This window comes from bacterium, from assembly GCA_035703895.1.
Classification (GTDB): Bacteria; Sysuimicrobiota; Sysuimicrobiia; order Sysuimicrobiales; family Segetimicrobiaceae; genus Segetimicrobium.
In genome coordinates, this window is sequence record DASSXJ010000307.1 from 1 (window position 1) to 23,824 (window position 23,824).

Genomic DNA, 23,824 nt, shown 5'->3' on the forward strand with positions numbered 1-23,824 from the left:
ACCGGGAGCATCAGATCGGCCAATAGAAAGGCGCCGCCGCGTTCGAGGCGCGCCGCTACGTCGGTAAACAGCCGCCGCTTCTCGGCGTCGGAGAGATGATGCACGACCAGGGAGGCCAGGACGCATCGCAGGGGCCGTGGAAGCGCTCTCCGCCAGGCCGTATCCGCCAGCTCGAACTCGCCCACCGCCGCGCGCCGCCCGAACGCACGGAGGGTCGTCCGGAGGGCGGAGCGCATGCGTGCGGAGCCGTCGAGCGCGATGTACCGGCACGAAGGAAACGCGCGGAGCACGGCCCGGGCCAGGGCACCCTGACCGGCGCCCAGCTCCACGACGGTGAACGCTTCCCTCCGCTCCGCGGGGATGAGGCTCGTCAACGTCCCGATTTGCACACGGCGCGAGGGCACGGCGATCTCTGCGACCGCGCCGAACGCCTCCGAGTCGGCTTCCGTCCAGCCCAATGTGGACGGAGCCTCCCGGGGACGCGCGTTGCGGTTACCCGCCCGCTTTCCTGGCGCATGATACCGCTGCGTCTTCGGCGTGGCACATCACCTCCGACCATGGGCACCCGACAGGTTATGCTGGACGTGAAACTTGTCCTCCACAATGGTGATCACTGCTGCACAGCTTCCGCGTGGGGACACCCACGGCCGCAATGACAGGAGCCCCACCGCCTTTCCACGAAACGGAAGCATCGGTCCACCAGCGAGGAGGCTCCTATATGGCGGAACGACCGCTCGAACTCATGATCCCGGGACCGGTCCCGGTCAGCCAGGACGTGCTCGAGGCGATGGGAGAGCCGGTCCGCCAGCACTATGGACCGGAGTGGCTGCCGTTCTATAAGCAGTTCATCGTCCGTCTGCAGCGGATCTTCGCGACCACCGGCTCGGTCTATCCGATCCCGGCGTCCGGCAGTGGGGGCCTGGAGGCGATGCTCGGAACGCTCATCGGGATCGACGGCACGGTGGGTGTCATCACAAACGGCTTCTTCGGCAACCGGCTGCTCAGTATCGCCCGGGCCTACACTCCACACGTCGAAGTGCTGCAGGTGCCCTACGAACGACCCGCGGACCCTGCCGAGGTACGCGCCTGGCTCCGGAAACGGCGGGTCTCCGTCCTCGCGGTTGTGCACAGCGACACGTCCACCGGAGTGCTCAATCCCATCGAGGAGATCGTGGCAGTGGCCAGGGCCGAAGGGGCGGCGGCGGCCGTCGACGCGGTGTCCTCGCTGGCCGGAGTTCCGGTCGAGACCGACGCCTGGGGGGTCGCGGCGATCTCCAGCGCCTCACAAAAGTGCCTGGAGAGCCCGCCTGGGGTCGCGCCCGTCGCGGTCACCGAGCTGGGCTGGCAGTTTATTGACCGCCAGCCCGCGCCGGGGCGGGGGTGGTATCTCAACCTCCGCAACTGGCGGCAGTTCGAGCACGAGTGGGCCAACCACCCCTACCCGGTCACGCTTCCCAGCAACAATATCGTGGCGCTCGACCGGGCGCTGGAGCGGATCTTGACCGAAGGGCTGGAGGCCAGGTTCGAACGGCACCGCCGTGCGGCCGCGTTGCTGCGCGACGGACTCGAGCGTCTGCGATTCAAGGTGTTCGCGGACGCCCGCTGGGCATCGCCCACCGTCACCGTCGCCTACCCCCCCAAGGGGATCGATCCGAGCGCGCTGATCGAACGGCTGCGCGTCGAGCACCGCATCGCCGTCGCCGGGGGGCTCGACCACCTGGCCGGGAAGGTCATTCGCATCGGCCATCTCGGGAATCAAGCCACGCCTGAGCGCGTCCAGCACCTCCTCGGCGCGCTGGAAGCGGGCTTACGTCAGAGCGTGCCGTCGTCTCCGTGACTGTACGGCCGGAGCATCACATGCACAGTCTGGGGGCCGAGTTGAAATTCAGGGGGAAGTTCTTCCTGGGGCTATTGGTCACCAGCTATATCCTCATGAAGACGATCGTGTACATGACGCGGATCCTCGCCTACTACTTCGTCTACGGGGTGTGGAAGTTCTTTTAACCGCTGAATTCATCCTCTGTCACCCACCGCATTACTCGTATCGGAGCGCGACGATGGGGTCTAGCGCCGCCGCCCGTTGCGCCGGGTAGAATCCGAAGACGACCCCGACCCCCGCGGCGGACGTAAACCCGAGGATCATCGAGAACGACGAGATCAGCACCGGCCAATGGGCCAGCGTCGACGCGCCCTGCGCGGTGGCCAGCCCCATCCCGATCCCGATGATCCCCCCGATGCACGACAGGGTGAGGGCCTCTACCAGGAATTGCAGGAGGATGTCGCGCCCTTTCGCCCCCACGGCCATGCGAAGCCCGATCTCCCGTGTCCGCTCGGTGACGGAGACGAGCATGATGTTCATGATGCCGATGCCGCCGACCACGAGCGAGACGACCGCGATGCCGGCGAGGAGCAGGGCCTGGGTCTGCGAGGTCGCGATCCTGACCTGCTGCACGTCGGAGATGTTCCGGACGCTGAAGTCGTCGGGCTGCCAGGCCGCGAGGTGGTGCCGGATTCGCAGGAGCCGTTGCGCCGCGTCGATGACGCCCGGCACGGCCTCGGGCGTGGTGGCGGTGATGAGGATGCTCTGTACCCAGGTGGCGCCGGTCAGACGGGCCTGCAGCGTGCTGATCGGCACCATCACGAAGTCGTCCTGGTCCCGGCCGAATCCCGACTGCCCTTTGGACGGGAGCAACCCGATCACGCGGAATGGGACGTTCTTAATGACCACCGTGGATCCCACCGCCCCCCCGGCGGGGAAGAGGTTCTGCGCCGCCGTGCTGCCGAGGACGGCGACCTTCGCCCGCTGGTCGACCTCGGTCGCGGTAAAGAACCGTCCCTGGATGACCGTCCAGTTTCGCACGGTTTGCCATGCGGGGGTGCTGCCTGTAATCGATGTGTACCAGTTGGTGCCGCTGGCCACGACCTGTGCGTTATTCGACGACGACGGCGCCGCCGCGGCGACCTCGGGGACGCCCTTGGCAATGGCCGTCACATCATCGAGTTTGAGCGACGTCCGCGTCCCGGATCCGAGGCTGACACCCCCGCTCGAAATCGCACCCGGGATGACGACGACCAGGTTGGCGCCCAGGCTCTCGATCTGCGCCAGAACCGCCGCCTGCGCCCCCGAGCCGATGGCCATCGACGTAATCACCGCGCCGACCCCGATGATGATCCCCAACATCGTCAGGAACGAGCGGGTGGCATTGCGCCGCAGCGCCTGCCAGGCGACGCGGAGCAGGACCGTGACGTTCATGTCTGTACCCCCGAAAGGGCCGGCCCGCCGGATGCCACCATCCGGGCGGCCTCCGGGATTACCTCTTCGACCGGCCGGTCATTGACGATCCGGCCATCCTTAAAGATGACGATGCGCCTGGACCACGCGGCGACTCCGGTGTCATGCGTCACCACGACGACGGTAATGCCCTGGTCGCGGTTGAGACGCCGGAACAGCGTCATGATCTCGCTGCTGCTTGTGCTGTCGAGGTTCCCGGTCGGCTCGTCGGCCATGAGCAGGGGGGCGCCGTTGGCAAGCGCGCGGGCGATGGCCACACGCTGCTGCTGCCCGCCCGAGAGCTCGCTCGGCCGGTGATCAAGGCGATCCCCGAGGCCCACGGTCTCGAGCAGTGCGTGCGACCGGCGGACCCGATCGTCGCGCCTGACGCCGGCGTAGAGCAACGGGAGTTCGACGTTCTCCAGGGCCGTGGTCCGGGCGAGCAGATTGAAACTCTGGAACACGAAACCGATGCGGGTGTTGCGGATATCGGCCAGTTGGTCGCGCGACAGGCGCGACACCTCCATGCCGGCGAGCCGGTACGATCCGGAGGTCGGACGGTCCAGGCACCCCAACAGGTGCATGAACGTCGATTTGCCGGAGCCCGACGGGCCCATGATCGCGACGAACTCACCGTGATTGATCGAGAGGCTGACGCCCCGCAGGGCCTGGACCTCGGTCGAGCCTTCCCCGTAGACCTTCGTGAGGTCCCGGACGTCGATGAGAGGATCGGCCGATGACGCGCCGCTCCCCGCGGCGGGCCCGTCCCTCATGGGCCCGGAGCGCGGCCGGGTCCGCCGCCACCATTCGGCCCGCCGCCTGCGCCCTGACCGCCCCGTGCGGGCCCGCGTGCCTGAGCGATGATGACGCGGTCGCCTTCCTGGAGAGGACCGCCTGTGATCTCGACGTTTTGGCCGTCGGACAGGCCGATGACGACCCGGACGGGACTCGGCCGCCCGCTGCGTAGCACCCACACCGTCACCTGCGAGCCGGGCGCTCCGGCGACCGGAGCCGCGGTGGGAGTGCTTGCCACCGGCGGCCCAAACCCCCCGCCCCCCACCGCCACGAACCCGCCGCCACCCGTCGCTCCCTGCGCGGCACCGCCCTGGCCGAGCGGGCGATACAAGAGCGCGGCGAGCGGGACGGCCAGCACATGGGTCCGCGTGGCGACGTCGATCTTCACCTGCGCGGTCATGCCCGGCCTGAGCCGTTCCAACTGGTCGTGCACGATCACGACTGCATCGTAGGTCACGACGTTCTGCACGATCGTCGGGTTGAGGCGCACCTCGTGAACCACGCCGTCGAACGTGATGTTCGGAAACGCCGTGACGGAGATGTGCGCCTTCTCGCCCGCCTTCACGTTGCCAACGTCTGCCTCGTCGACCGAGGTATCGACCTGCATGTCCGTGAGGTTCGTGGCGATGGTAAAGAGGGTCGGCGTCTGGAAGGATGCGGCCACGGTCTGGCCGGCGGCGACGTTGCGCGCCATGACGATCCCGTCCATCGGGCTGGTGATCACCGTCCGCGAGAGGTTGTACTGCGCCGTCTGCACCTGCGCGGCGGCGGACGCGACCTGGTGCTGCGAAGCCGCGGCCTGCGCCTGGGCGGTCGCCACCTGCGTCTGCGCGCTGCGCACCTGGGATGCGGCGGCGTTCGCCTGCGCCTGCGCGACGCCAACCGCCGCCTGCGCCGCCCGGGAGTCATCGGCGTTGGCCTCTGCCGCGGTGCGGTCCGTATCCATCTGATTCTGGGGGATAAACCCCTGCTGGAGGAGCGACGCGTCACGCGAGACGGTCAGGTTGGCGAGGGCGAGCTGGGCCTTCGCCTTTGTCGCGTTCGCCTGGGCGCTCCGGAGGCTGGCCTGCGCCTGCTGGAAGTTCGCCTGCGCCGTCTGCACGCCGGCCTGCGCCTGCGTCACCGCACTCTGCGTGGCCGCGGCTGAGGACTGCGCCGCCGCCAGGTTCGCACTGAACTGCTCGACCGCAGCCTGGAACGTGGTCGGGTCGAGCGTCGCGAGCACGTCGCCCTTCTTGACCCTCGAGTTGTAATCGACTCGAATCGCCGCGATCGTCCCGGACACCTGGCTGCCCACCTGCACCAGTCCGGGCGGGTCGACGGGGTTCACCGTGCCGGTCTCGCTGACGGTCGCGGAGATATCGGTATAGCTCACCGGTCGCGAGATATACCGCACGTTGTTGCGTCCGGTGTTGATGCGCCGGATCCCCCAGAGCGCGCCTGCGACCAGGGCGAGGATGACGATCCCGGCGATGACCGCCCGCCGCACACCCCCCGATGTGAGTGTCATTGCCCTCCTCCCAACGTGCCGGCCTGAATCGGTATCCCCTGCGCGTGCTGCAGCGTCGCCAGCGCGCTCTGATACGTGTACACGGCGTTCGCAGCATTGACTTCAGCCTGGGCGGCGGTGGCCTGGGCCGTGATCACTTCCACGATCGTGCCGACGCCGGCGCGGTACCGCCCTTCGGTGACCCGGAGGGCTTCTTCGGCGGCGGCCTGCGCCGCCTCGGTGGCCGTCACGTTCGCCGCGCCCTGGACGGCCGCGAGGTACGCTTGATAGGCATCCTGCCGGACGGTGAGGCGGGCCGCGGCGAGCTGCGCCTGCGCGCTGTTCAACGTCGCCTGGGCGGCGGCGATCTCGGCGTGCCCCTTCCCCGAATCGTAGATGGGCAGGCTCAACGTGCCCGACACGCCGTAGGAGACGGCGTTGTTCAGGATCGGGCTCGTGCTGAGCGGCGTGTAGGTCGCCCCGACCCCGACGGTGGCCACCAAGCCGGCGTTGATCCGCGCGAGATCAAGGGCCGCCTGATCGGTCGCCACACTGGCCTGCGCTTGGGTGACCTCCGGCCGGTTGGTTTCCGCAGCCTGCATCGCGGCGGCGCCGGATCCCCCGACGGCGAGCGAAGGGCTGGGCGGGGCCTGCACCTCGACCGGCGTCGACGCGTCCACTCCGATGGCGGTCTGGAGGTTGGCCTTTGAGGTGGCGATCTGGGACTGGGCCTGAAGGAGCGTGACCTGCGCCTGCGCCACCTGTGACTGCGCCTGGATCACATCCGACTGTGCAGCCACTCCCGCGCGAAACCGCCCCTGGGCGAGCGCGAGCTGCGCCTGCGCCTGCGCAAGGACCGCCTGCTGCACGGTGGTCAGCCGCTGCGCTTGGAGGACGCTATAGAAGGCCGTGGCGACCGCGAGGGCGTTGTCGTTCGTCGTCTTCCGCAGTACCGCCTGGGCGGACGCCAGCGCGGCTTCGGCGGAAGCGACGTTCGCCCGCGTTCGGCCGCTATCGTAGAGCGGCAGACTTGCCGACACGGACAGCGTGCCGGTCCCCGTGACAGTCTGCAGCGGGACCGCCACGCCCGAGGTGGTGGAAAACGACGTCGCAGACGAGGTGCCGTAGGCGCCCGTGCCGTTGGCCGTGAGCGAAGGGGCCAACCCCGCGCGCGCCACGGTGATGTTCTGCTGCGCCGCCACCACGACCTGCTGGGCGGCCGCCACCTGCGGGTTGTGGGTCTGCGCCTCCTGCAGGGCCGCAGCCAGCGTGAGGGTCGAAGCGGCGGGTGCGCTCGCCTGAGCGACCGTCTGCGCGGGCATGGCGGCAAGAACGGGTGCCTGAGGGAGCGCCACACCCACGGCCAGCACGCAGGCTCCAATGAACGATGCCACGGATCGATGGGTCATGCCTCCTCCTCCGTATGCCTCGGGAGTGTCACAGTGAAGGTGCTGCCGGCGCCGGGGGAACTCTCCACGCTCACGTGCCCGCCGTGCGCCTCAACCAGCGACTTGACGATGGCGAGCCCCATTCCCGTACCGCCGCTGCTCCGCGCTCTGGATTCGTCGGCGCGGTAGAAGTGTTCGAAGATGTGCGGGAGATCCTCCGGGCGGATCCCGCTGCCGGTATCGGCCACCTGTAGATGAACGCCGTCGCCGTTCCCGTCCCGCAGCCTCACCCGGACCTCGCCTCCGGGCGGCGTGTGGCGGAGCGCGTTCTCGACCAAGTTCTGCACCACCTGGCGCATCCGATCCGCGTCGGCCGCAATCGTGGGAAGGCTCCTCGAGGGCTCAAGCCGGAGCTCGATGGTCCGCTCGTCCGCGAGCGGGGCCAGCGCTTCGAGTGTTTCGCGCACGACCCCGGAGATGTCGATCGTGCGCCGGTTGAGCTGCAGCTGCCCGGCCTGCGCGAGCGAAAGATCGCGCAGGTCCGTGATGAGACGCTTGAGCAGCACGGCCTGGCTGTGCAGGGCGGCGATCCGTTCGGGCGTCGGGTTCACCACGCGATCCAGGATCCCCTCCAGCGTGCCCTGGATCACAGAGAGCGGAGTGCGCAGTTCATGCGCGATGCCGGCGAAGAGGCGGCGCCGCTGGCTATCTTCTTCGGCCAGCCGGACCGCCATGCGGTTGAAGGCCTTGCTCAACTCGGCCACCTCGTCGTTCCCGGCCACGGCTACGAGCGGCAAGGGCAACCCCTGGGTGGCAGCACGGGCCGCTCCCGTCAGCTCGACGACCGGCTTGACGATGCGGCTCGTCATCCACAGCGCGATCAGCACCCCCACGCTCGCCGCGACCAACGTGCCGGCCCAGATCGAGTCCCGAATGCGGCTCGAGAACAGGATCTCCCGGGGACCGAACGGCCGCCGGATCGCGCCCTGAGGCGGCGTCCCCCCCTGGGGCGGGATCACGATCGGGCCACCGGGGCCCACCCGGGGCCCGACTCCATGTTCCTGCCCGGCCCGCTCGACGTACTGGCGGAACGTCTGGCGCGCCTGGTAGCCGGCGAAGATCGCGGTCAGGACGGTCTGGAGCACCGCGATAAAGATGAACGCCGCGCTCAGCTTCACGCGGACGCTACGCATGGCGGTCGTTCCCGGTCATGAACTTGTACCCGACGCCGTACACCGTCACGATATAGCGCGGCGTCTTGGGATCGGGTTCCACCTTGCCGCGAAGGTTCTTGATATGCGCGTCAACGGTGCGCTCGTATCCTTCGAAGGCGTGCCCCTGCACGCGATCGATCAGCTGCATCCGCGTGAAGACCTGGTTGGGATGGCCGGCCATGGTCTCGAGGAGCCGGAACTCGGTTGGGGTCAATTCCACGCGCCGGCCTCCGAGGCTCACCTCGTGGGCCCGGAGATCGATCAGGAGATCGCCGGCCCGGACCACCTCGACGGTCTCCCGGGAGCCCCGCCGGAGCACCGCACGGACGCGCGCGACAACTTCGCGCGGGCTGAACGGCTTCGTGATGTAATCATCGGCCCCGAGCTCGAGCCCGAGTAGTTTGTCGGTCTCCTCGTCGCGCGCCGTGAGCATGATGATCGGCGTGTTGGCCGTCTCGCGGATGCGCCGGCAGACTTCGCGTCCGTCCATCTTCGGGAGCATGAGGTCCAAGATGATGAGGTCGGGCCGCAGGCGGGCCGCGGCGGCAAGGGCCACTTCGCCGTCGGCGGCCTCGTCCACCTCGAACCCGTCACGCCGCAAATACGACCGCAGCAGATCGACGATCTGGGACTCGTCCTCCACCACCAGGATCCTGGGCATCGGGCCTCACGCAAGCGTCTCGAGGCGCTTGCGGTACTCCTCCTCACCGATCTCGCCCCGGGCGTACCGTTCACGCAGGACCTGCGTCGCCGAATCCGGCCGCTGCCACAGGCCGCGCGCGCTCACCAGCCGCCAGACCACGATGACGAGGCCGATCACCACGAGCGCCCGCAGAAGCATGAACAGGCCGAATGCTGCCACGATCCACGGGCCGTGCGGATGGTCACCGAGGGCTCGGGGCCCAAAGGGCCGCATGGGCTGGGCGAGAGCCGGGATCGCCTCGCTCAGGACTACCGCGGCCAGCAGAAGCAGCGGGAGAATCCGCCGCGTTCGCATCGAAACACCTCCGTAATGAGGCCATCTGTAGGGCATATTTAGTATCCCGTCCGGGTTCGAAGAAGTTGTGAACCCCTCATGAATATGTCATGAACCGGAGTGCCGGCCTTTAGCGCGCCATCACGAGCGACGCCCGCGTGACCCTCCGCTGATCGGAGTCCTCGAGCGCCTTCCCGACCTCCCGCAGTGGATACTCCGCGTCGAGCACCGCTTCGAACGGATAGCGGTCCCGCGTTGCGGCAAGAAAGTCCAGGGCCCGCTTGAGGTACCAGGGATGATAGCGGATGGTCCCCATGATCTGCACGCCTCTGCGGGTAAGCGTGCCGGGATCGAACGGGGTCGTGCGTCCGGGGGAAATGTTCCCCAGCTCCACGACCCGGCCGCCGGGCCTGACGAGATGGATGGACTCGGCGAATGCCGCGGGCACACCGGTCACCTCGACCGCCACGTCCGCCCCCAGGCCGCCCGTGAGCGACTGCACCCGGGCCGCCCGAGCCTCGGGCGTGTCGTGCTCCCGCAGATCGACGACGAGATCCGCGCCAAACCGGTGCGCGAGTTCCAGCCGTCTGGGGACGCCCTCAATAACGATCGTCCGGGCCCCCCGCGCCTTGGCGACCGCGAGCGCGCAGAGGCCGAGGCCCCCAGCGCCCTGCACCACCACCTGCTCCCCAGAGGCGACCCCGGCCTGGTCGAGTCCGAACAGTAACTCGGAGAGGGCGCAGTTGGCGCTGGCCGCGGCGCCGTCGGGCACCGCGTCGGGGACTTTATACAGGTACTGGTCCCGGTGGACGTAGTAGTGCGTGCCAAACGCGCCGTGAAAGTGCGGCGGGGCATCGGCCGGCTGCGACCAGTACCGGTAACAGTTGAGACACAGGTTGAACCGGCCCGCCTGACACGCCGGGCACTTGCGGCACGTGATGAAGTAGGCGCAGACGACTCGGTCCCCCCGGCGCAGGGGCGCGCCGACGAAATCCGTCTCAACCCCCTCGCCGAGCGCCAGCACCCGTCCCATCATCTCGTGCCCGAGCACGCTGCCCATCTTGACCGTAGGATGATGGCCGCGCCAGATGTGCAGCTCAGAACCGCAGACGTTGGCGCGAGAAACCTCGAGGAGCACCTCGCCCGGCCCGGGGTCGGCCACGTCGTACTCCCGCAACTCGGTCCGCTTGGGTTCCACCAACACCACCACGGTGCCGCGCATACCGCACCTCCTGGACGCACAGGGCTTTCTTCGCCGAGGCCGCCGCGGTCTCCCCGACCGCGCCGTTCGAGCAGCTCACCGGTCGCGAAGAACACGAGACGCAGGGAAGTCTCGCCTTCCCCGCGCCTCGTGGAGTGGACCTGAGTGATGCGGCCGACTACTTGTGCATCATCTTGGCCGCGCCTGTCACGAATTCGTCGGTGAAGGTCTTTTTCAGATCGATTTTGCTCGGATCCATATCCTTGTTGAACGTCGAGAGCACCTTCAGCACCGTCGCCGGGCCGTCGGGCGGCATCATCCCGGTCGGGTTGAACATGTTCATGCTCGCCGCGAGTGCCTTGAGGTAGAGCGGCTTGTCGCCCACGTAGTAGTCTTCCGGCATCTGGTCGGCGACCTGCGAAGGCGTGTGGGTCTGCAGGTACTGGAGGGTCTTGGCGAACGCGGCCACGGCCCGCTGCACCGCCTCCTTGTGGCTGCTCACCCAGTCCGCCTTCATGTACAAGCACGCCGCTGGGTACGTTCCGCCGAGCGCGCCGCGGGTGCCGGCCGCGGTACGCATGTCCACGAGCACATGCGCCAGGCCGATCTTCTCGAGGCGGGAGACCGTCGGTTCAGTGGTCACCCCGGCATCGATCCGGTTCTGCTGCATCGCGGCGATGAGCGTGTTGCCCGCACCCACGGCCAGCGGCGTGTACTGCGTCCGGTCGCCGCCCCCCTTCGTCACCAGGAACGCCGCGAGGAAGTTCGTCGAGGACCCCAGGCCGGTCACGCCGATCTTCTTGCCCTTGAGATCGGCCAGCGTCTTGATCCCGGACGCGTTGGAGACCACCAGCGCCTCACCGGGGACCCGGTCCAGATTGATCACTTGCTCCACAAGCTTGCCCTTGGACTGCAGGTCGATCGAGTGATCGTAGAAGCCCACCACCCCATCGATGCGTCCCGCCAGCAATTCGTTCTCCGCGTCCACGCCGGCGGCCTCGTCGATGAGGTCGACGTTGACGCCCATCTCCTTGAAGTACCCGAGGCGCTGCGTGAGCATCGCCGGCAGGTAGATGATCTTCTCGAGGCCACCCACAACGACGCTGAGTTTCGGCGGCGCCTGTGCCCCGAGGGGGCCTGTGCTTCCGATGCCGAGCAACAGAATGCTTAAGAGCATGGCCACAAGGACCTTGGCTCGCATCATCCACTCCCTCCCTCTCGTCTCGTGCATACTCTATACGTTCGGCCGCACCTGGGTGTTCTCCCGCGGCAGTCCAATGGTCCGTGTCGGGCCTCGCGCGCGGCGCCTCCCATCATGGCCCGGGCCGCTGTGCCGAAGGGCGCCACGGCGTCAGCCAGTGCTCCAGCTTCGTCATCAGGGCATCAGCGATCAGGGCGACCACGGAGAGAATGACCATAGCGGCAAAGACGCCGTTGGTATTGAACGCGCCTTGCGCCGTTGCCACGAGGTATCCGAGGCCGTGGGTCGCGCCGAGGAACTCCCCCACCACCGCCCCGATCAGGGCAAACCCGAAACTGGTGTGCAGGCTCGTCGTGATCCAGGTCAGCGCAGAGGGCAGCATCACATCGAATGAGAGCTGTCGCGGGCTCGCACCGAGAATGCGCGCGTTGTTCACAAGGTTGGGATCGACCTCGCGCACACCCTGGAAGGCGTTGAAAAACACGATGAAGAAGGTCAGGGTCACACCCAGCGCCACCTTGCTGGCCATCCCGAGCCCGAGCCAGATCACAAAGATCGATCCGAGGATCACGCGCGGGATCGCGTTGCCCATCCGAACGTACGGGCCGAAGATCGCCGCGAGGACCCGGTTCCGCGCGAGGGCGAACCCGGCGACGACACCGATCAACACGCCAATCAAGAATGCGAGGATCGTCTCCTCCAGCGTTACCGTCACGTGCTGCCAGAGCGGCCCCGCCGGTGTGCCCCGGGTGGTCCACCGCCAGATGGTCCCTGCGATCCCCGACGGCTGCCCGAAGAAGAACGGATCGACCAGGCCCACTCGGGCGGTGAGCTCCCATCCCCCCACGATCACCGCGAACACCGCGACCTGGAGGACCCGCTCGATCCGGGTCCACCGGCGTTCGCGCAGCTCGGCGGCGAGTTCTTCGCCGGCCAGGGCCGTTGTAGAGATGGCGTCAGGCGCTCGCGCGGTTGGTAGCACGCTCATAGGCGATCACAACCTCGCTGCGAAGATCCTCCCAGATCTGCTGGTACAGACGGGTAAACCGGGGATCGAAGCGGATCTCGGTCACGTTCCGTGGCCGCGGAAGATCGATCTCGTACGACCGCTTCAGCGTCGCCGGTGCGGCCGTGAACACCAGGACGCGATCCGCAAGTGAGATGGCCTCCTCGAGGTCATGCGTGACGAACACGACGGACGCAGATGTCTGCGCCCACAGTTCCAGCAGCTCTCCTTCCATCAAGATGCGGGTCTGCACGTCCAGCGCCCCGAACGGCTCGTCCATCAACAAAATTTCCGGTTCGTTGATCAGGCTCTGCGCGAGGGAGACGCGCTTGCGCATCCCGCCGCTGAGCTGGTTGGGGTAGCGGTCCTCGAATCCGGCCAGGCCCACGCGGGCGATCCAATCACGCGCGCGGCGGCGCGCCTCCGCCCGAGCCACCCCCCGATAGACCGGGCCGGTGGAGACGTTCTCGAGAACGTTTTTCCAGGGGAAGACCGCGTCGGTTTGAAACATGTAGCCGGCACGCCGGGTGACCCCCGCGACGGGTTCCCCCGCCACGAGCACCTGTCCCTGACTTGGGGTTTCGAGGCCGGCGATGAGGCTCAGGGTGGTCGACTTGCCTGATCCGGTCGGGCCGACAATGGCGCAGAACTCGCCCCGAGCGATCGTAAACGAAAGGTCCCGCACGGCTGTGTAGAACGTCCGGCTGGGCGTCCGGAACCGTTTCGTGACATCTCGCAACTCGATCACGGGCACGCCGATCGCAGACCCGGCCGAGGCCTGGCCGCCAACCATGACCGTATCGCCTGAATCCGCCAGCGTCTGCCCCCAACGCGACCTGTCCGCTCGGACTATTTGGCCGCCCGACCCATCGTATCACGGCGTCATCGCGCCCGGATAGGGAATTAATTCTGGATACGAGCCGCTAAGATATGCGGATTTCGGTCCGGCGTTCCGGACTCACGTGGGAGGGTCCAATGAAGCGACTGAGACGCGGCGGTCTGTACCTTGCCGTCATGCTGGCGTGCTCCCTCTGGGCGGGGGGCCCTGCCATTGGCGCAGCAGAGGATCGGACTGAGAGCATCGAGATCGGCGCCGTCCAGCGCATCTATCATGTTCACCTGCCCGCGACCGCGCCAATCGGAGGCAGGCTTCCCCTGGTGCTCGTATTCCACGGCGGCGGCGGAAGAGCCAAGGGTGCTGCGAGACTCTACGGGTTCAGCGAACTGGCGGACGCACGAGGCTTTGTGGTCGTCTATCCCGAGGGGGTGGACCGGCAATGGAACGACGGCCGGGGAACCACCGGGCTCGTGGACGACGTCGGCTTTGTCTCCGCCATGATCGATCATCTGAGGAACACCCTGCCCATCGATCCTCACCGGATCTACGCCACCGGCATGTCCAACGGCGGCATCCTCTCGCACCGCCTCGGGTGTGAGCTGTCCGGGAAGATCGCGGCGATCGGACCGGTCGCAGGGACGATCGCCGCGCCCGAGGCGCCGCGCTGTGCACCGAAGACGTCCGTCTCCGTGGTGGAATTCCACGGCACCGAGGATCGGTTTGTCTTGTATGAGGGCGGAGACATCTTGAATCAGCCGGCGCGCGGCAGGGTGCTGTCGGTCGAGGACACGACAGCGCTGTGGAACAGACTCGATGGGTGCCCCACCACCCCCCGCCTTGCCGATCTCCCCCCGAGCCACCCCGATGACGCCACGCGCATTCGCCGCGCCACGTACGGTCCGTGCAGGAGCACGAGTGATGTTGCGCTCTACACGGTCATCGGCGGCGGGCATACCTGGCCGGGGACCGCGTGGTTTCCGCTGCTCGGGCCGGTGAGCCGCCAGATCAACGCCACCGAGATCATCTGGGAGTTCTTCGAGCGCCATCCGAAGGAGTAAGGAGTGTAGCCTTTTGTGACACCCGGGTGGCATAATGAACGTGTGGCGGCAGAGTGCCGTATGTAACATGAGAGGAAGGGTCCGCGGAGGACCGGAGGGGATTCCATGAGGCACGGCAACGTACTGCTGACGATGCTCGTCGGCGTGGGAGTGACCGCGGCGGCGGTCGCCGGAGTACCGATCGCGGCCCACGCACAGGTGACCTGCACCCAAGGGACCGCCGTGATGGTCCGGGCGGTCGGTCCGGCGTCGGCGCCGATGCAGATTCCCGCGCAGGTGCACGTCACGATTTGCTCCGACAATGGGAACGTCGTCGGCGTGATCCCGGCCTTTACGACCGTCGGACCTGCCAACGCGCCGATGATCATTCCCACCTCGACATTTGCGAAGACGTGCGCCCCGACGGTGGTGGCGGCAACCCCGGTCAGCGGCGGAGGGTTGACCTCTCCGCTCCAGTTCGCCCAGGTGGGCTCGGGAGTGGCGACTATCAGCGTCGCCGGCGGGGGCACGATGACCGTGCCGGTGATCACCTCGTCGAGCGCGACGATCGTCACCGTGAACTCTGCGCCGGCGGTGGTGACGTCCAGCTCGACGCTGGTGACCTCGACGCCAACGGCCTTTACGTGCTTCTGAGCGGGCGAATCCCGGCAACCCGTCTTTAAAGAATCTTTACACTCGGCTGGTATGGTGCACGTGTGCCATTGCGCACGTGAGAGGTGAGACATGTCGAGACATCGGTCGAGCGGACGCGCCGTTGCGCTGGCGTTGACCGCGGCGATGCTCATGGGTGTCTTGCCAGTGCAGGTGTCTGCCGCGTCGGGTCCGGCGCCGGCGTTCACGTTGGGGCTGCTCGAGGGCAAGACGTTGAGTCTGGTCGACCTCAAGGGCTCGCCCGTCATTCTCCTCTTCTGGACGCCGTGGTGACCGATCTGCAACCAGGACGCCCCCGGGTGGGAGCGTGTGTACGAGAAGTGGAAAGAGAGCGGCGTGAAGCTCGTGGGCGTCGGGCTCGGGGGCACGAAGGAAGCGTGCCAGGCGTTTGTCCGACGGCATCACCTCTCCTTCCCGAACGGGTACGATGGGGATGGAAAAGTCGCCAAACTCTACGGTTTCACGTACCAGCCGTACTGGGCGGTGATCGACAAAAACGGGCAGCTGCTCTCGACCGGGTACGGTCCGCCGAACGAAGAGGCCCTGGTCGCCGCGATTAAGAAGGTGACCGGCAGATAACGCCGGTCGCCAACGGCGGAAGGTGCACAACAATGCAGCATCTCAATCTCGTGGTCGCGTTCGCCGCCGGGGTGCTCGGATTCTTCTCCCCGTGCGTGGTGCCGCTGATCCCCGGGTACGTCTCCTTCGTCTCGGGCGTCTCGCTGTGGGAGATGCAACTGTCGGAACGCCGGCAGCATCTGGGCCGGGTCCTCGTCGCGACCGTCGTGTTCATCCTCGGCTTCTCGGTGATCTTCACGGGGCTGGGAGCCTCCGCATCCTTCTTTGGCGCCTTCGTGCTCGGCAACCGGCAGCTTCTCAGTCGCATCGGCGGCGTCATCATCATCCTCCTCGGGCTCATCCTGCTCGGGGTGATCAAGATCCCGGGCCTGGCGCGGGAGCGGCGCGTCCAGGTGGAACATCGGCGGGGAGGGGTGCTCGGGGCGTTCCCGATCGGCATGGCGTTCGGCTTCGCGTGGACACCCTGTGTCGGGCCGGTGCTGGGCTCGATCCTCACGCTGGCCGCGACCACCCAGCGCGCCGCCGACGGGGCGGTGCTCCTGTTTGTGTACTCGCTTGGCCTCGGCATCCCGTTCCTGGCGACCGCGGTCCTCCTGACAACGACGTTTGAGGCCCTTCGGTCGCTCAGCCGCTACGCCCGGGTCATCGAGACCGCGAGCGGCGTGTTCCTCGTCGTGATGGGGGCGGCGTTGGTGTTCGATCTGGTGTTCCGCCTGAACGCGTGGATCCTGCAGGTGTTCCCCGTTCGGCCGGCCCTGTAGGGCCTTTATCAAAATATGACAAAGCCGCCCTACCGTGAAAGCGGACCTGAGACGCTCCGGAGGTGATCGAATGCGGTCTCTCTTGATGCCCGCCCTGCTCCTGGCCGTGGTGGGGCTCGCGGCGCTGCCTGGAGGCGCGGTGGGCACCGCGAAAGCCCCCGACTTTGTAGGTGGAGGACCCTGGTTCAACACCGGTGGAAAGGCGCTCACGCTTGCGGATCTCCATGGGAAGGTCGTCGCGGTGGAGATGTGGACCGGGGGGTGCATCAACTGCATCAACACCCTCCCCTATGTCAAGCAGTGGGACGCCAAGTACCGGTCAAAGGGCCTCGTTGTGGTGGGCGTGCACTCGCCCGAGTTCGCGCACGAACACTCCCAGCAGTACGTCCAGCAGTCCATCGCCAAGGAAGGCATCAAGTACCCTGTCGTGATGGACAACGACTTCAAGATCTGGGACGCTTACAAAAACGTCTACTGGCCGACGCTCTACCTCGTCGACAAGCACGGGAGCATCCGCTACACGCATATCGGCGAAGGTGAGTACGACACCACGGACCGGACGATCGCCCAGCTCCTGGCGGAGCAGAACTAAACCACCGCTTCGACGCAGAGGCGCGCGGGATGGCCCGCGCGCCTCGTTCGTTTGGTACGGGCACGCTACGCGACGGGTTGGACGGCGGGTTGGAGGTGGCTCCGAACGACCCCTAACGGCCCCGAGGTAACCGGCAGCCCATCGCGATAGACGATCAGGTGGCCTGAAGAGACCGGCACCCTGGGGCCCGGGGTGAGAATACCAGCCAGGTTCAGCGGATCGGCAGCCGGCACGAGCACGGTTTCGCCGGAAGTATCCTGCCGGCGGACGGCGCGCAGGGCCTCGACCGCGGCGGGAAGCGCGTACTGCTCGCCGATCACCCCGTCGACGAAACGGCCGCCGCGGATCTCACCAGAGGCCTCCCATCTCCGATAGACCGTGAGCAGGCTGCGCCACGGCGGAGCCTGGGTCTCCCGGGCGAGCGCCTCGCGAAAGACGACCCCGTACCGGCGGAGCAGCTGGCGCGCGGCGACCTCGAGCCGCTCCTCAGACGAGGGGAGCGGATCGGAGAGGTCGGTCCGCCACAACGACCAGCGTCCGAGCGGCATGTCTCGCGCGCCGCCGCGGCGGCTGCGATGGCGGCTCTCCCGGCGGAGAAGATACCGCAGTCCGGCGATCCCGTCGCCGGTGACCAACCCCCGCGCCACAAGCTCCCACAGTGCCGCTTCCACCTGCGCGGGCAGGAGCCGGACGGTTCGCGCAATGTCGGCCAGGAAGGACGCGCCTCGCCGGACGAGCACGTCGTACACATCCCGAGCCGTTGCGCTGAGATCCCCGGCGGTCTCGTTCCCGCCTGGTGGCTCGACGAATGCCGGGAGCGCCTCGCGCAGCACAAACGCGAGGGGGGCCTGCCGGGTGAGCGTCCGGCGGGAGCGCCGGACGAGGGCGCCGCCGGTCTCGGGATCGTCGCGGGTGGGCCGCAGGCGGCCCCACGCCACATGGCCCGAGAGGCACACCTGCTCCAGGTCCATCGGGTCATACGATCGCACGCGCGCTGGGAGGACCTGATCTTCCCACGCGGTGGCGGGAAGCTCCAACCCCTGGAGCTGCTGGATCACCTCGAGAAGCCCGGCGCGGCCGTGGAGCTGGGTACCCGAGTGGAGGTGCTGCCACCGGAACAGAAACCGCATGAACATCGTCGGTGACACGGGCTCGATCTCGCGCCGCAGCCGCCCGAGGGTCAACCGATGGATCCGGCTCAGCAACCGGCGGTCGCACCACTCCGTATCGCCTGCCGCCTCCTCGGTGAACCGGCCGCGCAGGATTCCCCCCGATGCCTCCAGCAACAGCAGCGCCTGGTCGACGACCTTCCGTGGAAGGCCGAGGCGAAGTGCGAGGGAGCCTGCGGTCACGGGGCCGAGGCACTCCATCCACCCGCGGACGATCGCCTGCGCCGCGGTCTCGGCGCCGACATCGCCGGGGACGCCCGAGGGCACGGAGAGCGGGGGCACGAATCGCACGCCGCATCCCAGCGCGCTCAGCCAGGGGAGCCGTTCCGCGGCGACATAGGCGGTGTGGGGAGACCCGTCCACGATCCGCTCGGCAACCGCGGCCCGCTCGGTGTCTACGAGCGCGTCCGCCATCGCCTTCCACGGCCCCGCCTCGACCGCCGGGAGGAGCCCCACCGTGAGCAGGAGATCGTGCAGCTCGTCCGGGGTCCGGATGTCGGGCCAGGCCTGGGCCCGCACCTCTTCGATCGCGGCCGGGTCCAGCTTCCCGAGGTTGCCCGCGAGCTCCGGAACGGCGCGGCGGAGCGACACCGCGCGCGCACGGCGCTCCTCGAGCGGCGCGTCGTCGAGGAACGCGTACGGATTCGCGTTGAGGATCTCGTGGGACATCTGCGACGGCGCCGGGGTTTCGACGGCGACCGTCCGGATCTCGCCGCGCTCGATCTGCTCGAGGATCGCGTGCAGCCCGTCCACATCCATCGCTTCACGCAGACAGTTCCCGATCGTCTCGTTCACGAGGGGGTGGTCCGGCGGGATGATGGGTCCGGCGTGGTTGTCCCCGCAGGCCACCTGTTCAGGAAACACGGCCGCCATCAGGTCGTCCGACCGCATGCGCTGGAGCGCGATCGGCACACGGCGGCCCCCCTGCTGCCGCAGCACCGCCAGGGCTCTCGTGACGTTCCATCGCCACCGGTTCGCAAACATCGGCGACACGAGCATCGCCTGCACGAGGTCGGCCTCGAGCGTGCTGCGCCGGGCCATCCCGAACACGCTCTCCAAGGGGAAGGAGTGCTGCTCCCCGAGCGAAAGGACGAGTCCGTCGTCGGTCGCCGCCGCCTGCAGCTCGAAATCGAAGGTGAGGCAGAACCGTTTGCGCAGCGCCAGTCCCCATGCTCGTGTGATTCGGCCGCCGAACGGCGCGTGAAGCACGAGCTGCATCCCGCCGCTCTCGTCGAAGAACCGCTCGGCGACGATGGTCCGCTGGCTGGGGACGACGCCGAGGGCCGCCGTCGTCTCCGCCACGTACGCCGCGACCTGCCGCGCCCCCGCCTCGTCGAGTCCGGTCTCGTCCACGAGCCATCGGACGGCCGCATCGAGATCCCAGAGGCGCGCGGCCACAGCCTCGCGCAGATCCGAGACGGCGCGGGACAATTCGAGGGTGCGGGCCGGGGCCTCCCCCAGCCAGAACGGCGAGCTCGGCGGCAGCCCGTGGGCGTTCTCGACCAACACGCGGCCTGCGGCGACGCGCCGGATCCGCCACGACATGTTCCCGAGGAGGAAGATGTCGCCGCCCTGGCTCTCGATCGCGAAGTCCTCGTTCACGCGGCCGACGAAGGTGCCGGTCGCCTCCTCGACGACGTCGTAATCGCCGATGTCGGGGATCGCGCCGCCGCACGTGATCGCCACGAGGCGCGCTCCCCGCCGCGGCCGGAGCCGCGCGTGGACGCGATCGCGGTGGATGTAGGCGCCGCGCCGTCCCCGGCGCCCGGCGACGCCTTCGCTCAGCATCTCCAGCACCGCATCGAACGCGCTGCGCTCGAGGGTCCGATACGGCCACGCACGGCGCACGAGCGTAAACAGCTCCTCCTCCCCCATCTCTGCCGCCGCGACCGCAGCCACCATCTGCTGGGCCAGCACGTCGAGCGGCGCCTGCGCGAGGAAGATGCGGTCGAGCACGCCGTCCCGCACCCCGCGGACGGCCGCGGCGCACTGGAGCAGATCGTCGCGGGTCAGGGGGAAGAACACGCCCTTCGGCACCGCGCCGAGCCAGTGGCCCGATCGCCCCACCCGCTGCAGCAGCGTGGCGATCGCCCGGGGGGCGCCGACGTGACACACCAGATCGACGTGCCCGATGTCGATCCCCAGCTCCAGAGATGCGGTGGCTACCACAACCGGCACTTCGCCGGACTTGAGCCGCTGTTCCGCCGCAAGGCGCACCGGTCTGCTGAGGCTCCCGTGATGCGCGGCCACCCGACCCTCGCCCAGACGCGCGCTCAGCGCATGCGCGGTACGCTCCACCTGACGGCGCGTGTTGACGAACACGAGCGTGGTGCGGTGCCGGCCGACGTGGCCCGCGATGCGGTCGTAGACCTCATCCCACAATCCATGCGTCGTGATCGGCCCCAGCTCCTGATCCGGTACCTCGATCGCGAGATCCATCTCGCGCCGGTGCCCGACGTCGACGATAGCGCACGGGGGCCGGCCCGCGTGCGGGTCGCCGGTGCCGACCAGCAGGTGGGCGATCTCCTCGATGGGCTTCTGCGTGGCGCTGAGCCCGATGCGCTGGAGCCTCCGACCGCACAGCGCGTCCAACCGCTCGAGGGAAAGCGCCAGATGTGCGCCGCGCTTGTCGCCGGCGACGGCGTGGATCTCGTCCACGATCACAGTGCCGGCCGCCTCACACATGCGGCGGCTCCCCTCCGCGGTGAGGAGGATGTACAGCGACTCGGGGGTGGTAATCAGGATGTGCGGCGGACGCCGCACCATCCGCGCGCGGTCGCGGGCGGGGGTGTCCCCCGACCGCACCATCACCCGAATCTCGGGCAGGGACCGCCCCGCCGCCTCGGCGAGACGCCGGATCCCCTCCAGCGGCTCCTGCAGGTTCTTCTCGATATCGTTGCCGAGCGCTTTGAGCGGGGAGACGTAGATGACGTCGGTGCGATCGTCCAGGCCGCCCGCCGCCGCGCGCGCGACCAGGCGGTTGATGGACCAGAGGAATGCGGCCAGCGTCTTCCCCGATCCGGTGGGCGCGGCAATCACCACGTCCCGGCCCGAGGCGATGTGCGGCCACCCGGCCGCCTGCGGCGCCGTGAGGGCCGTGAACCGGTCGGCAAACCACTGCCGGACGAGCGGATCGAACGCCGCGAGGGCGTCTGTCGGATTGTGGGAATCGGTCATCGCGATGCGAGGGCTCCGGATGCGTGCGTCGTGGTGTGGCTCCCCCCTATTGTACCGCGCGGCCCCTGGGCTGTGCACCGCCGCCCACACGGCGCTTCGACAGTTTCGGGGGTGCGGAGCGGGCGCACGTTGCAACGTAATGGGAAAGGTTTTCCCGCCGGCGCTCGGGAACGTCCGGCAACGGCGATGGTCAAGGCACTCAGCTTCTCGTTCGGGATGCTCTGGGAGATTCTCTGGCCGCTGATCTTGGGATTCACTCTATCGGCGGGCGTGCAGGCGTTTGTGTCCAAGAAAGAGATGGTCCGCCTCCTGGGAAATGACTCCGCGCGGAGCGTGACGCTCGCCAGCCTGTTTGGGTTCGCCTCGTCCTCCTGCTCCTACGCCGCCGTCGCGCTCGCCCGATCCTTGTTCCGAAAAGGGGCCGACTTCACCGCGGCGATCGTCTTTCAGTTCGCATCGACGAACCTCGTCATCGAACTCGGCGTCATCATGGCCGTCCTGCTCGGCTGGCAGTTCACGCTCGCCGAGTTCATCGGTGGCCCGATCATGATCGTCATTTTATGGATGGCGTTTCGGGCCACGCTGCGCCGCCCGCTGGTGCAGGAAGCGCGCCGGCGTGCCGACGAGGGCCTCGTGGGCCGCATGGAAGGCCATGCTGAGATGGACATGTCTGTGATCGACTCCCGGCCGCTGTGGATCAGGGCCCTCTCCCCCGAAGGATTCACGGCGGTGAGCCACTACTTCGTGATGGATTGGGCGGCGGTGTGGATGGACATCGCGGGAGGGCTGCTCATCGCGGGGGCGATCGCCGCGTGGGTCCCGGACGCGTTCTGGAGGGGATTTTTCCTGATCGGCCACCCGCGGCTGGCGCTGATCTGGGGCCCGCTCGTGGGCCCGATCGTCGCCATCGTGTCGTTCGTGTGCTCCGTGGGCAACGTCCCGCTGGCGGCCGTGCTGTGGAACGGCGGGATCAGCTTCGGCGGGGCGATCTCGTTCATTTTCGCCGATCTCATCATCGCGCCCATCCTCAACATCTATCGGAAGTATTACGGGATCCGCATGGCTGCGTATCTGCTCGTGGTCTCCTATGTGGCGATGGCGGCGGCGGGGTTGATCGTTGAACTGCTCTTCCATGCCGCCGGGTGGGTGCCAGCGACGCGGCATGCCGTGGTGACCGAAGCGCGCGTCACCTGGAACTACACGACCGTCCTGAACCTCGGGTTCCTGGTCCTCGCGGGCCTCCTGATCTGGCGCTTCATCCGGACCGGTGGACCCGCGATGCTCGGGATGATGAACAAACCGATGGGAGGATCCCATGAAATGTGAGGGCATCCACCACAAGGTGGACGCGTGGTGAACGAGCCCGGGCTCAACTCCCTGATCCATCGTGTTCGACCCGGGACCGAAAACCCTCTCGGGGCGTTGGTCCTGCTCCACGGTCGCGGCGCCGACGAACACGATCTCTACTCGCTGCTCGATGTCCTCGACCCACAACGGCGGCTGCTCGGAGTGACCCCCCGGGCTCCCCTCGTGCTTCCTCCCGGTGGCGCGCATTGGTATGTGACGCGGCAGGCCGGGCATCCCGATCCGGACACCTTCCGCCCCACGTATCGCCTCGTGAGCGCCTGGCTTGACGCCCTTGCGGAGGAGACCGGCATTCCTCCGGAGCGCACCGCGATCGGCGGCTTCTCGCAGGGCGCGGTGATGAGCTATGCGCTGGGCCTCGGGCCCGATCGACCGCGCCCGGCGGCCATCGTCGCGCTGAGCGGATACATCCCCACCGTGGAGGGGTTCGAGGTCGATCTGGGGCGCCCGCTGCCCCCGATCGCGATCGGACACGGCACCTACGATGACCTGATCCCGGTCGGCTTTGCGCGGCGTGCGCGCGATCTCCTGGAACGCGCCGGCGCCGCGGTGCGCTATCATGAGTCGCCGCTCGCCCATACGATCGACCCGATGTTCCTCGTCGAGCTCGTTCCCTGGATCCGGAGACGCCTCCCGGACTGATGCGGCGCGCATTCGCGATCTCCTGGACGGCGGGCCTGGTCGCCCTTCTCCTGGCCGCCGGCTGCGGACCGCGGTCGGGATCGGTCGCGCCCCCCAGGCCGACGTCGAACCACGCCGCGTCGAGCGAGGTGGGACGGCCCGGCGCGGCGTCCCACGCCTCACCTCGGTCCGCGTCCGTCATCGAGAAGGAACCGCCGGCGCGCGCCAGGGACGTCCTGGCGCTGATCCTCCGCCGGCACGGCGAGCCCCCTCCCGGGTACACCGGGGGCAGGGTGTTTCAGAACCGTGAGCACAGACTGCCGCGGGGCGTGTACCGAGAATACGACGTGAACCCCAAGGTACCCGGACGCGATCGGGGTCCCGAGCGGATCGTCCTCGAGGTGCGGACCGGAAAAGCGTATTATACGGACGACCATTACCGCGACTTCATCCCAATGAATTGAGCCGGCCG

General features: G+C 68.0%; 24 protein-coding genes. 11 read left to right on the forward strand and 13 right to left on the reverse strand.

The window, feature by feature from the left end; all coding sequences use genetic code 11:
* The coding region (locus tag VFP86_20080) for a class I SAM-dependent methyltransferase (protein ID HET9001949.1) at nucleotides 1-458 on the reverse strand (458 nt) is incomplete at its 3' end.
* A 260-nt stretch (nucleotides 459-718) separates the two neighbouring features.
* Here VFP86_20080 and VFP86_20085 point away from each other — a divergent pair.
* Both VFP86_20085 and VFP86_20090 read left to right on the forward strand, forming a co-directional pair.
* Nucleotides 719-1,837 carry an alanine--glyoxylate aminotransferase family protein gene (locus VFP86_20085; GenBank protein HET9001950.1) on the forward strand — a complete coding sequence of 373 codons (1,119 nt, stop codon included), beginning with the start codon at nucleotides 719-721 and terminating at the stop codon, nucleotides 1,835-1,837.
* Between the two features lie 20 nt (nucleotides 1,838-1,857).
* Complete coding sequence (locus VFP86_20090; GenBank protein ID HET9001951.1) at nucleotides 1,858-2,004, forward strand: hypothetical protein; 147 nt, start codon at nucleotides 1,858-1,860, stop codon at nucleotides 2,002-2,004.
* A gap of 31 nt (nucleotides 2,005-2,035) precedes the next feature.
* On the opposite strand, the gene VFP86_20095 is transcribed toward VFP86_20090, so the two are convergent.
* The 11 genes from VFP86_20095 to VFP86_20145 form a co-directional block, all read right to left on the reverse strand.
* Nucleotides 2,036-3,253, reverse strand: a complete 1,218-nt coding sequence (locus VFP86_20095) for an ABC transporter permease (GenBank protein ID HET9001952.1) — start codon at nucleotides 3,251-3,253, stop codon at nucleotides 2,036-2,038.
* Nucleotides 3,250-4,044 carry an ABC transporter ATP-binding protein gene (locus tag VFP86_20100; protein ID HET9001953.1) on the reverse strand — a complete coding sequence of 265 codons (795 nt, stop codon included), beginning with the start codon at nucleotides 4,042-4,044 and terminating at the stop codon, nucleotides 3,250-3,252. The genes VFP86_20095 and VFP86_20100 overlap by 4 nt, the downstream gene beginning before the upstream one ends.
* A complete protein-coding gene (locus VFP86_20105; protein ID HET9001954.1) occupies nucleotides 4,041-5,576 on the reverse strand; it encodes an efflux RND transporter periplasmic adaptor subunit in 1,536 nt (511 codons plus the stop codon). Before VFP86_20105 ends, VFP86_20100 begins: the two co-directional genes overlap by 4 nt.
* Nucleotides 5,573-6,964, reverse strand: a complete 1,392-nt coding sequence (locus tag VFP86_20110; protein HET9001955.1) for a TolC family protein — start codon at nucleotides 6,962-6,964, stop codon at nucleotides 5,573-5,575. Before VFP86_20110 ends, VFP86_20105 begins: the two co-directional genes overlap by 4 nt.
* A complete protein-coding gene (locus tag VFP86_20115) occupies nucleotides 6,961-8,136 on the reverse strand; it encodes a HAMP domain-containing sensor histidine kinase (protein ID HET9001956.1) in 1,176 nt (391 codons plus the stop codon). The genes VFP86_20110 and VFP86_20115 overlap by 4 nt, the downstream gene beginning before the upstream one ends.
* Complete coding sequence (locus VFP86_20120) at nucleotides 8,129-8,818, reverse strand: response regulator transcription factor (GenBank protein ID HET9001957.1); 690 nt, start codon at nucleotides 8,816-8,818, stop codon at nucleotides 8,129-8,131. Before VFP86_20120 ends, VFP86_20115 begins: the two co-directional genes overlap by 8 nt.
* A gap of 6 nt (nucleotides 8,819-8,824) precedes the next feature.
* The gene (locus VFP86_20125; GenBank protein ID HET9001958.1) at nucleotides 8,825-9,154 is read right to left on the reverse strand and encodes an SHOCT domain-containing protein; all 330 of its coding nucleotides are present in this window, start codon (nucleotides 9,152-9,154) and stop codon (nucleotides 8,825-8,827) included.
* A gap of 109 nt (nucleotides 9,155-9,263) precedes the next feature.
* Nucleotides 9,264-10,355, reverse strand: a complete 1,092-nt coding sequence (locus VFP86_20130; protein ID HET9001959.1) for a zinc-binding dehydrogenase — start codon at nucleotides 10,353-10,355, stop codon at nucleotides 9,264-9,266.
* 157 nt (nucleotides 10,356-10,512) lie between these two features.
* Entirely contained in the window at nucleotides 10,513-11,538 is a 1,026-nt protein-coding gene (locus VFP86_20135; protein ID HET9001960.1) for an ABC transporter substrate-binding protein, read from the reverse strand.
* A gap of 109 nt (nucleotides 11,539-11,647) precedes the next feature.
* Nucleotides 11,648-12,523 (reverse strand): ABC transporter permease, encoded by an 876-nt coding sequence (locus VFP86_20140; GenBank protein ID HET9001961.1) that lies wholly within the window; start codon nucleotides 12,521-12,523, stop codon nucleotides 11,648-11,650.
* Nucleotides 12,492-13,334 carry an ABC transporter ATP-binding protein gene (locus tag VFP86_20145; GenBank protein ID HET9001962.1) on the reverse strand — a complete coding sequence of 281 codons (843 nt, stop codon included), beginning with the start codon at nucleotides 13,332-13,334 and terminating at the stop codon, nucleotides 12,492-12,494. The genes VFP86_20140 and VFP86_20145 overlap by 32 nt, the downstream gene beginning before the upstream one ends.
* A gap of 182 nt (nucleotides 13,335-13,516) precedes the next feature.
* Between VFP86_20145 and VFP86_20150 the strand changes: the two genes are divergently transcribed.
* From VFP86_20150 to VFP86_20175, 6 genes are all read left to right on the forward strand, one after another.
* Nucleotides 13,517-14,437, forward strand: a complete 921-nt coding sequence (locus VFP86_20150) for a PHB depolymerase family esterase (protein ID HET9001963.1) — start codon at nucleotides 13,517-13,519, stop codon at nucleotides 14,435-14,437.
* A gap of 105 nt (nucleotides 14,438-14,542) precedes the next feature.
* Nucleotides 14,543-15,070 carry a hypothetical protein gene (locus VFP86_20155; protein HET9001964.1) on the forward strand — a complete coding sequence of 176 codons (528 nt, stop codon included), beginning with the start codon at nucleotides 14,543-14,545 and terminating at the stop codon, nucleotides 15,068-15,070.
* A 90-nt stretch (nucleotides 15,071-15,160) separates the two neighbouring features.
* Nucleotides 15,161-15,361: a hypothetical protein gene (locus tag VFP86_20160; protein HET9001965.1), complete on the forward strand. Its 201-nt coding sequence runs from the start codon at nucleotides 15,161-15,163 to the stop codon at nucleotides 15,359-15,361.
* A gap of 3 nt (nucleotides 15,362-15,364) precedes the next feature.
* A complete protein-coding gene (locus VFP86_20165) occupies nucleotides 15,365-15,667 on the forward strand; it encodes a TlpA disulfide reductase family protein (GenBank protein HET9001966.1) in 303 nt (100 codons plus the stop codon).
* A 32-nt stretch (nucleotides 15,668-15,699) separates the two neighbouring features.
* The gene (locus VFP86_20170; protein ID HET9001967.1) at nucleotides 15,700-16,428 is read left to right on the forward strand and encodes a cytochrome c biogenesis protein CcdA; all 729 of its coding nucleotides are present in this window, start codon (nucleotides 15,700-15,702) and stop codon (nucleotides 16,426-16,428) included.
* A 70-nt stretch (nucleotides 16,429-16,498) separates the two neighbouring features.
* Entirely contained in the window at nucleotides 16,499-17,020 is a 522-nt protein-coding gene (locus VFP86_20175; GenBank protein ID HET9001968.1) for a redoxin family protein, read from the forward strand.
* A gap of 65 nt (nucleotides 17,021-17,085) precedes the next feature.
* Here VFP86_20175 and VFP86_20180 read toward each other — a convergent pair whose 3' ends face one another.
* Nucleotides 17,086-21,366 carry a DEAD/DEAH box helicase gene (locus VFP86_20180; protein HET9001969.1) on the reverse strand — a complete coding sequence of 1,427 codons (4,281 nt, stop codon included), beginning with the start codon at nucleotides 21,364-21,366 and terminating at the stop codon, nucleotides 17,086-17,088.
* Between the two features lie 186 nt (nucleotides 21,367-21,552).
* On the opposite strand from VFP86_20180, the gene VFP86_20185 reads away from it, so the two are divergent.
* From VFP86_20185 to VFP86_20195, 3 genes are read left to right on the forward strand one after another with little or no spacing between them, the layout of a single operon-like run.
* Nucleotides 21,553-22,692 (forward strand): permease, encoded by a 1,140-nt coding sequence (locus VFP86_20185; GenBank protein HET9001970.1) that lies wholly within the window; start codon nucleotides 21,553-21,555, stop codon nucleotides 22,690-22,692.
* A 27-nt stretch (nucleotides 22,693-22,719) separates the two neighbouring features.
* On the forward strand, nucleotides 22,720-23,373 hold the full coding sequence (locus tag VFP86_20190) for a phospholipase (protein HET9001971.1): 654 nt from the start codon (nucleotides 22,720-22,722) through the stop codon (nucleotides 23,371-23,373).
* Nucleotides 23,373-23,816, forward strand: coding sequence for a ribonuclease domain-containing protein (locus VFP86_20195; protein ID HET9001972.1), 444 nt, complete (start codon nucleotides 23,373-23,375; stop codon nucleotides 23,814-23,816). The genes VFP86_20190 and VFP86_20195 overlap by 1 nt, the downstream gene beginning before the upstream one ends.
* The last annotated feature ends 8 nt before the right edge of the window (nucleotides 23,817-23,824 follow it).

What these genes read in the sequence shown, in the direction of transcription:
- VFP86_20085 (HET9001950.1), top strand. Translation starts at nt 719, where the DNA reads ATGGCGGAACGACCGCTCGAACTCATGATCCCGGGACCGGTCCCGGTC.
- VFP86_20090 (HET9001951.1), top strand. Translation starts at nt 1,858, where the DNA reads ATGCACAGTCTGGGGGCCGAGTTGAAATTCAGGGGGAAGTTCTTCCTG.
- VFP86_20095 (HET9001952.1), bottom strand. Translation starts at nt 3,253, where the DNA reads ATGAACGTCACGGTCCTGCTCCGCGTCGCCTGGCAGGCGCTGCGGCGC.
- VFP86_20100 (HET9001953.1), bottom strand. Translation starts at nt 4,044, where the DNA reads ATGAGGGACGGGCCCGCCGCGGGGAGCGGCGCGTCATCGGCCGATCCT.
- VFP86_20105 (HET9001954.1), bottom strand. Translation starts at nt 5,576, where the DNA reads ATGACACTCACATCGGGGGGTGTGCGGCGGGCGGTCATCGCCGGGATC.
- VFP86_20110 (HET9001955.1), bottom strand. Translation starts at nt 6,964, where the DNA reads ATGACCCATCGATCCGTGGCATCGTTCATTGGAGCCTGCGTGCTGGCC.
- VFP86_20115 (HET9001956.1), bottom strand. Translation starts at nt 8,136, where the DNA reads ATGCGTAGCGTCCGCGTGAAGCTGAGCGCGGCGTTCATCTTTATCGCG.
- VFP86_20120 (HET9001957.1), bottom strand. Translation starts at nt 8,818, where the DNA reads ATGCCCAGGATCCTGGTGGTGGAGGACGAGTCCCAGATCGTCGATCTG.
- VFP86_20125 (HET9001958.1), bottom strand. Translation starts at nt 9,154, where the DNA reads ATGCGAACGCGGCGGATTCTCCCGCTGCTTCTGCTGGCCGCGGTAGTC.
- VFP86_20130 (HET9001959.1), bottom strand. Translation starts at nt 10,355, where the DNA reads ATGCGCGGCACCGTGGTGGTGTTGGTGGAACCCAAGCGGACCGAGTTG.
- VFP86_20135 (HET9001960.1), bottom strand. Translation starts at nt 11,538, where the DNA reads ATGATGCGAGCCAAGGTCCTTGTGGCCATGCTCTTAAGCATTCTGTTG.
- VFP86_20140 (HET9001961.1), bottom strand. Translation starts at nt 12,523, where the DNA reads ATGAGCGTGCTACCAACCGCGCGAGCGCCTGACGCCATCTCTACAACG.
- VFP86_20145 (HET9001962.1), bottom strand. Translation starts at nt 13,334, where the DNA reads ATGGTTGGCGGCCAGGCCTCGGCCGGGTCTGCGATCGGCGTGCCCGTG.
- VFP86_20150 (HET9001963.1), top strand. Translation starts at nt 13,517, where the DNA reads ATGAAGCGACTGAGACGCGGCGGTCTGTACCTTGCCGTCATGCTGGCG.
- VFP86_20155 (HET9001964.1), top strand. Translation starts at nt 14,543, where the DNA reads ATGAGGCACGGCAACGTACTGCTGACGATGCTCGTCGGCGTGGGAGTG.
- VFP86_20160 (HET9001965.1), top strand. Translation starts at nt 15,161, where the DNA reads ATGTCGAGACATCGGTCGAGCGGACGCGCCGTTGCGCTGGCGTTGACC.
- VFP86_20170 (HET9001967.1), top strand. Translation starts at nt 15,700, where the DNA reads ATGCAGCATCTCAATCTCGTGGTCGCGTTCGCCGCCGGGGTGCTCGGA.
- VFP86_20175 (HET9001968.1), top strand. Translation starts at nt 16,499, where the DNA reads ATGCGGTCTCTCTTGATGCCCGCCCTGCTCCTGGCCGTGGTGGGGCTC.
- VFP86_20180 (HET9001969.1), bottom strand. Translation starts at nt 21,366, where the DNA reads ATGACCGATTCCCACAATCCGACAGACGCCCTCGCGGCGTTCGATCCG.
- VFP86_20185 (HET9001970.1), top strand. Translation starts at nt 21,553, where the DNA reads ATGGTCAAGGCACTCAGCTTCTCGTTCGGGATGCTCTGGGAGATTCTC.
- VFP86_20195 (HET9001972.1), top strand. Translation starts at nt 23,373, where the DNA reads ATGCGGCGCGCATTCGCGATCTCCTGGACGGCGGGCCTGGTCGCCCTT.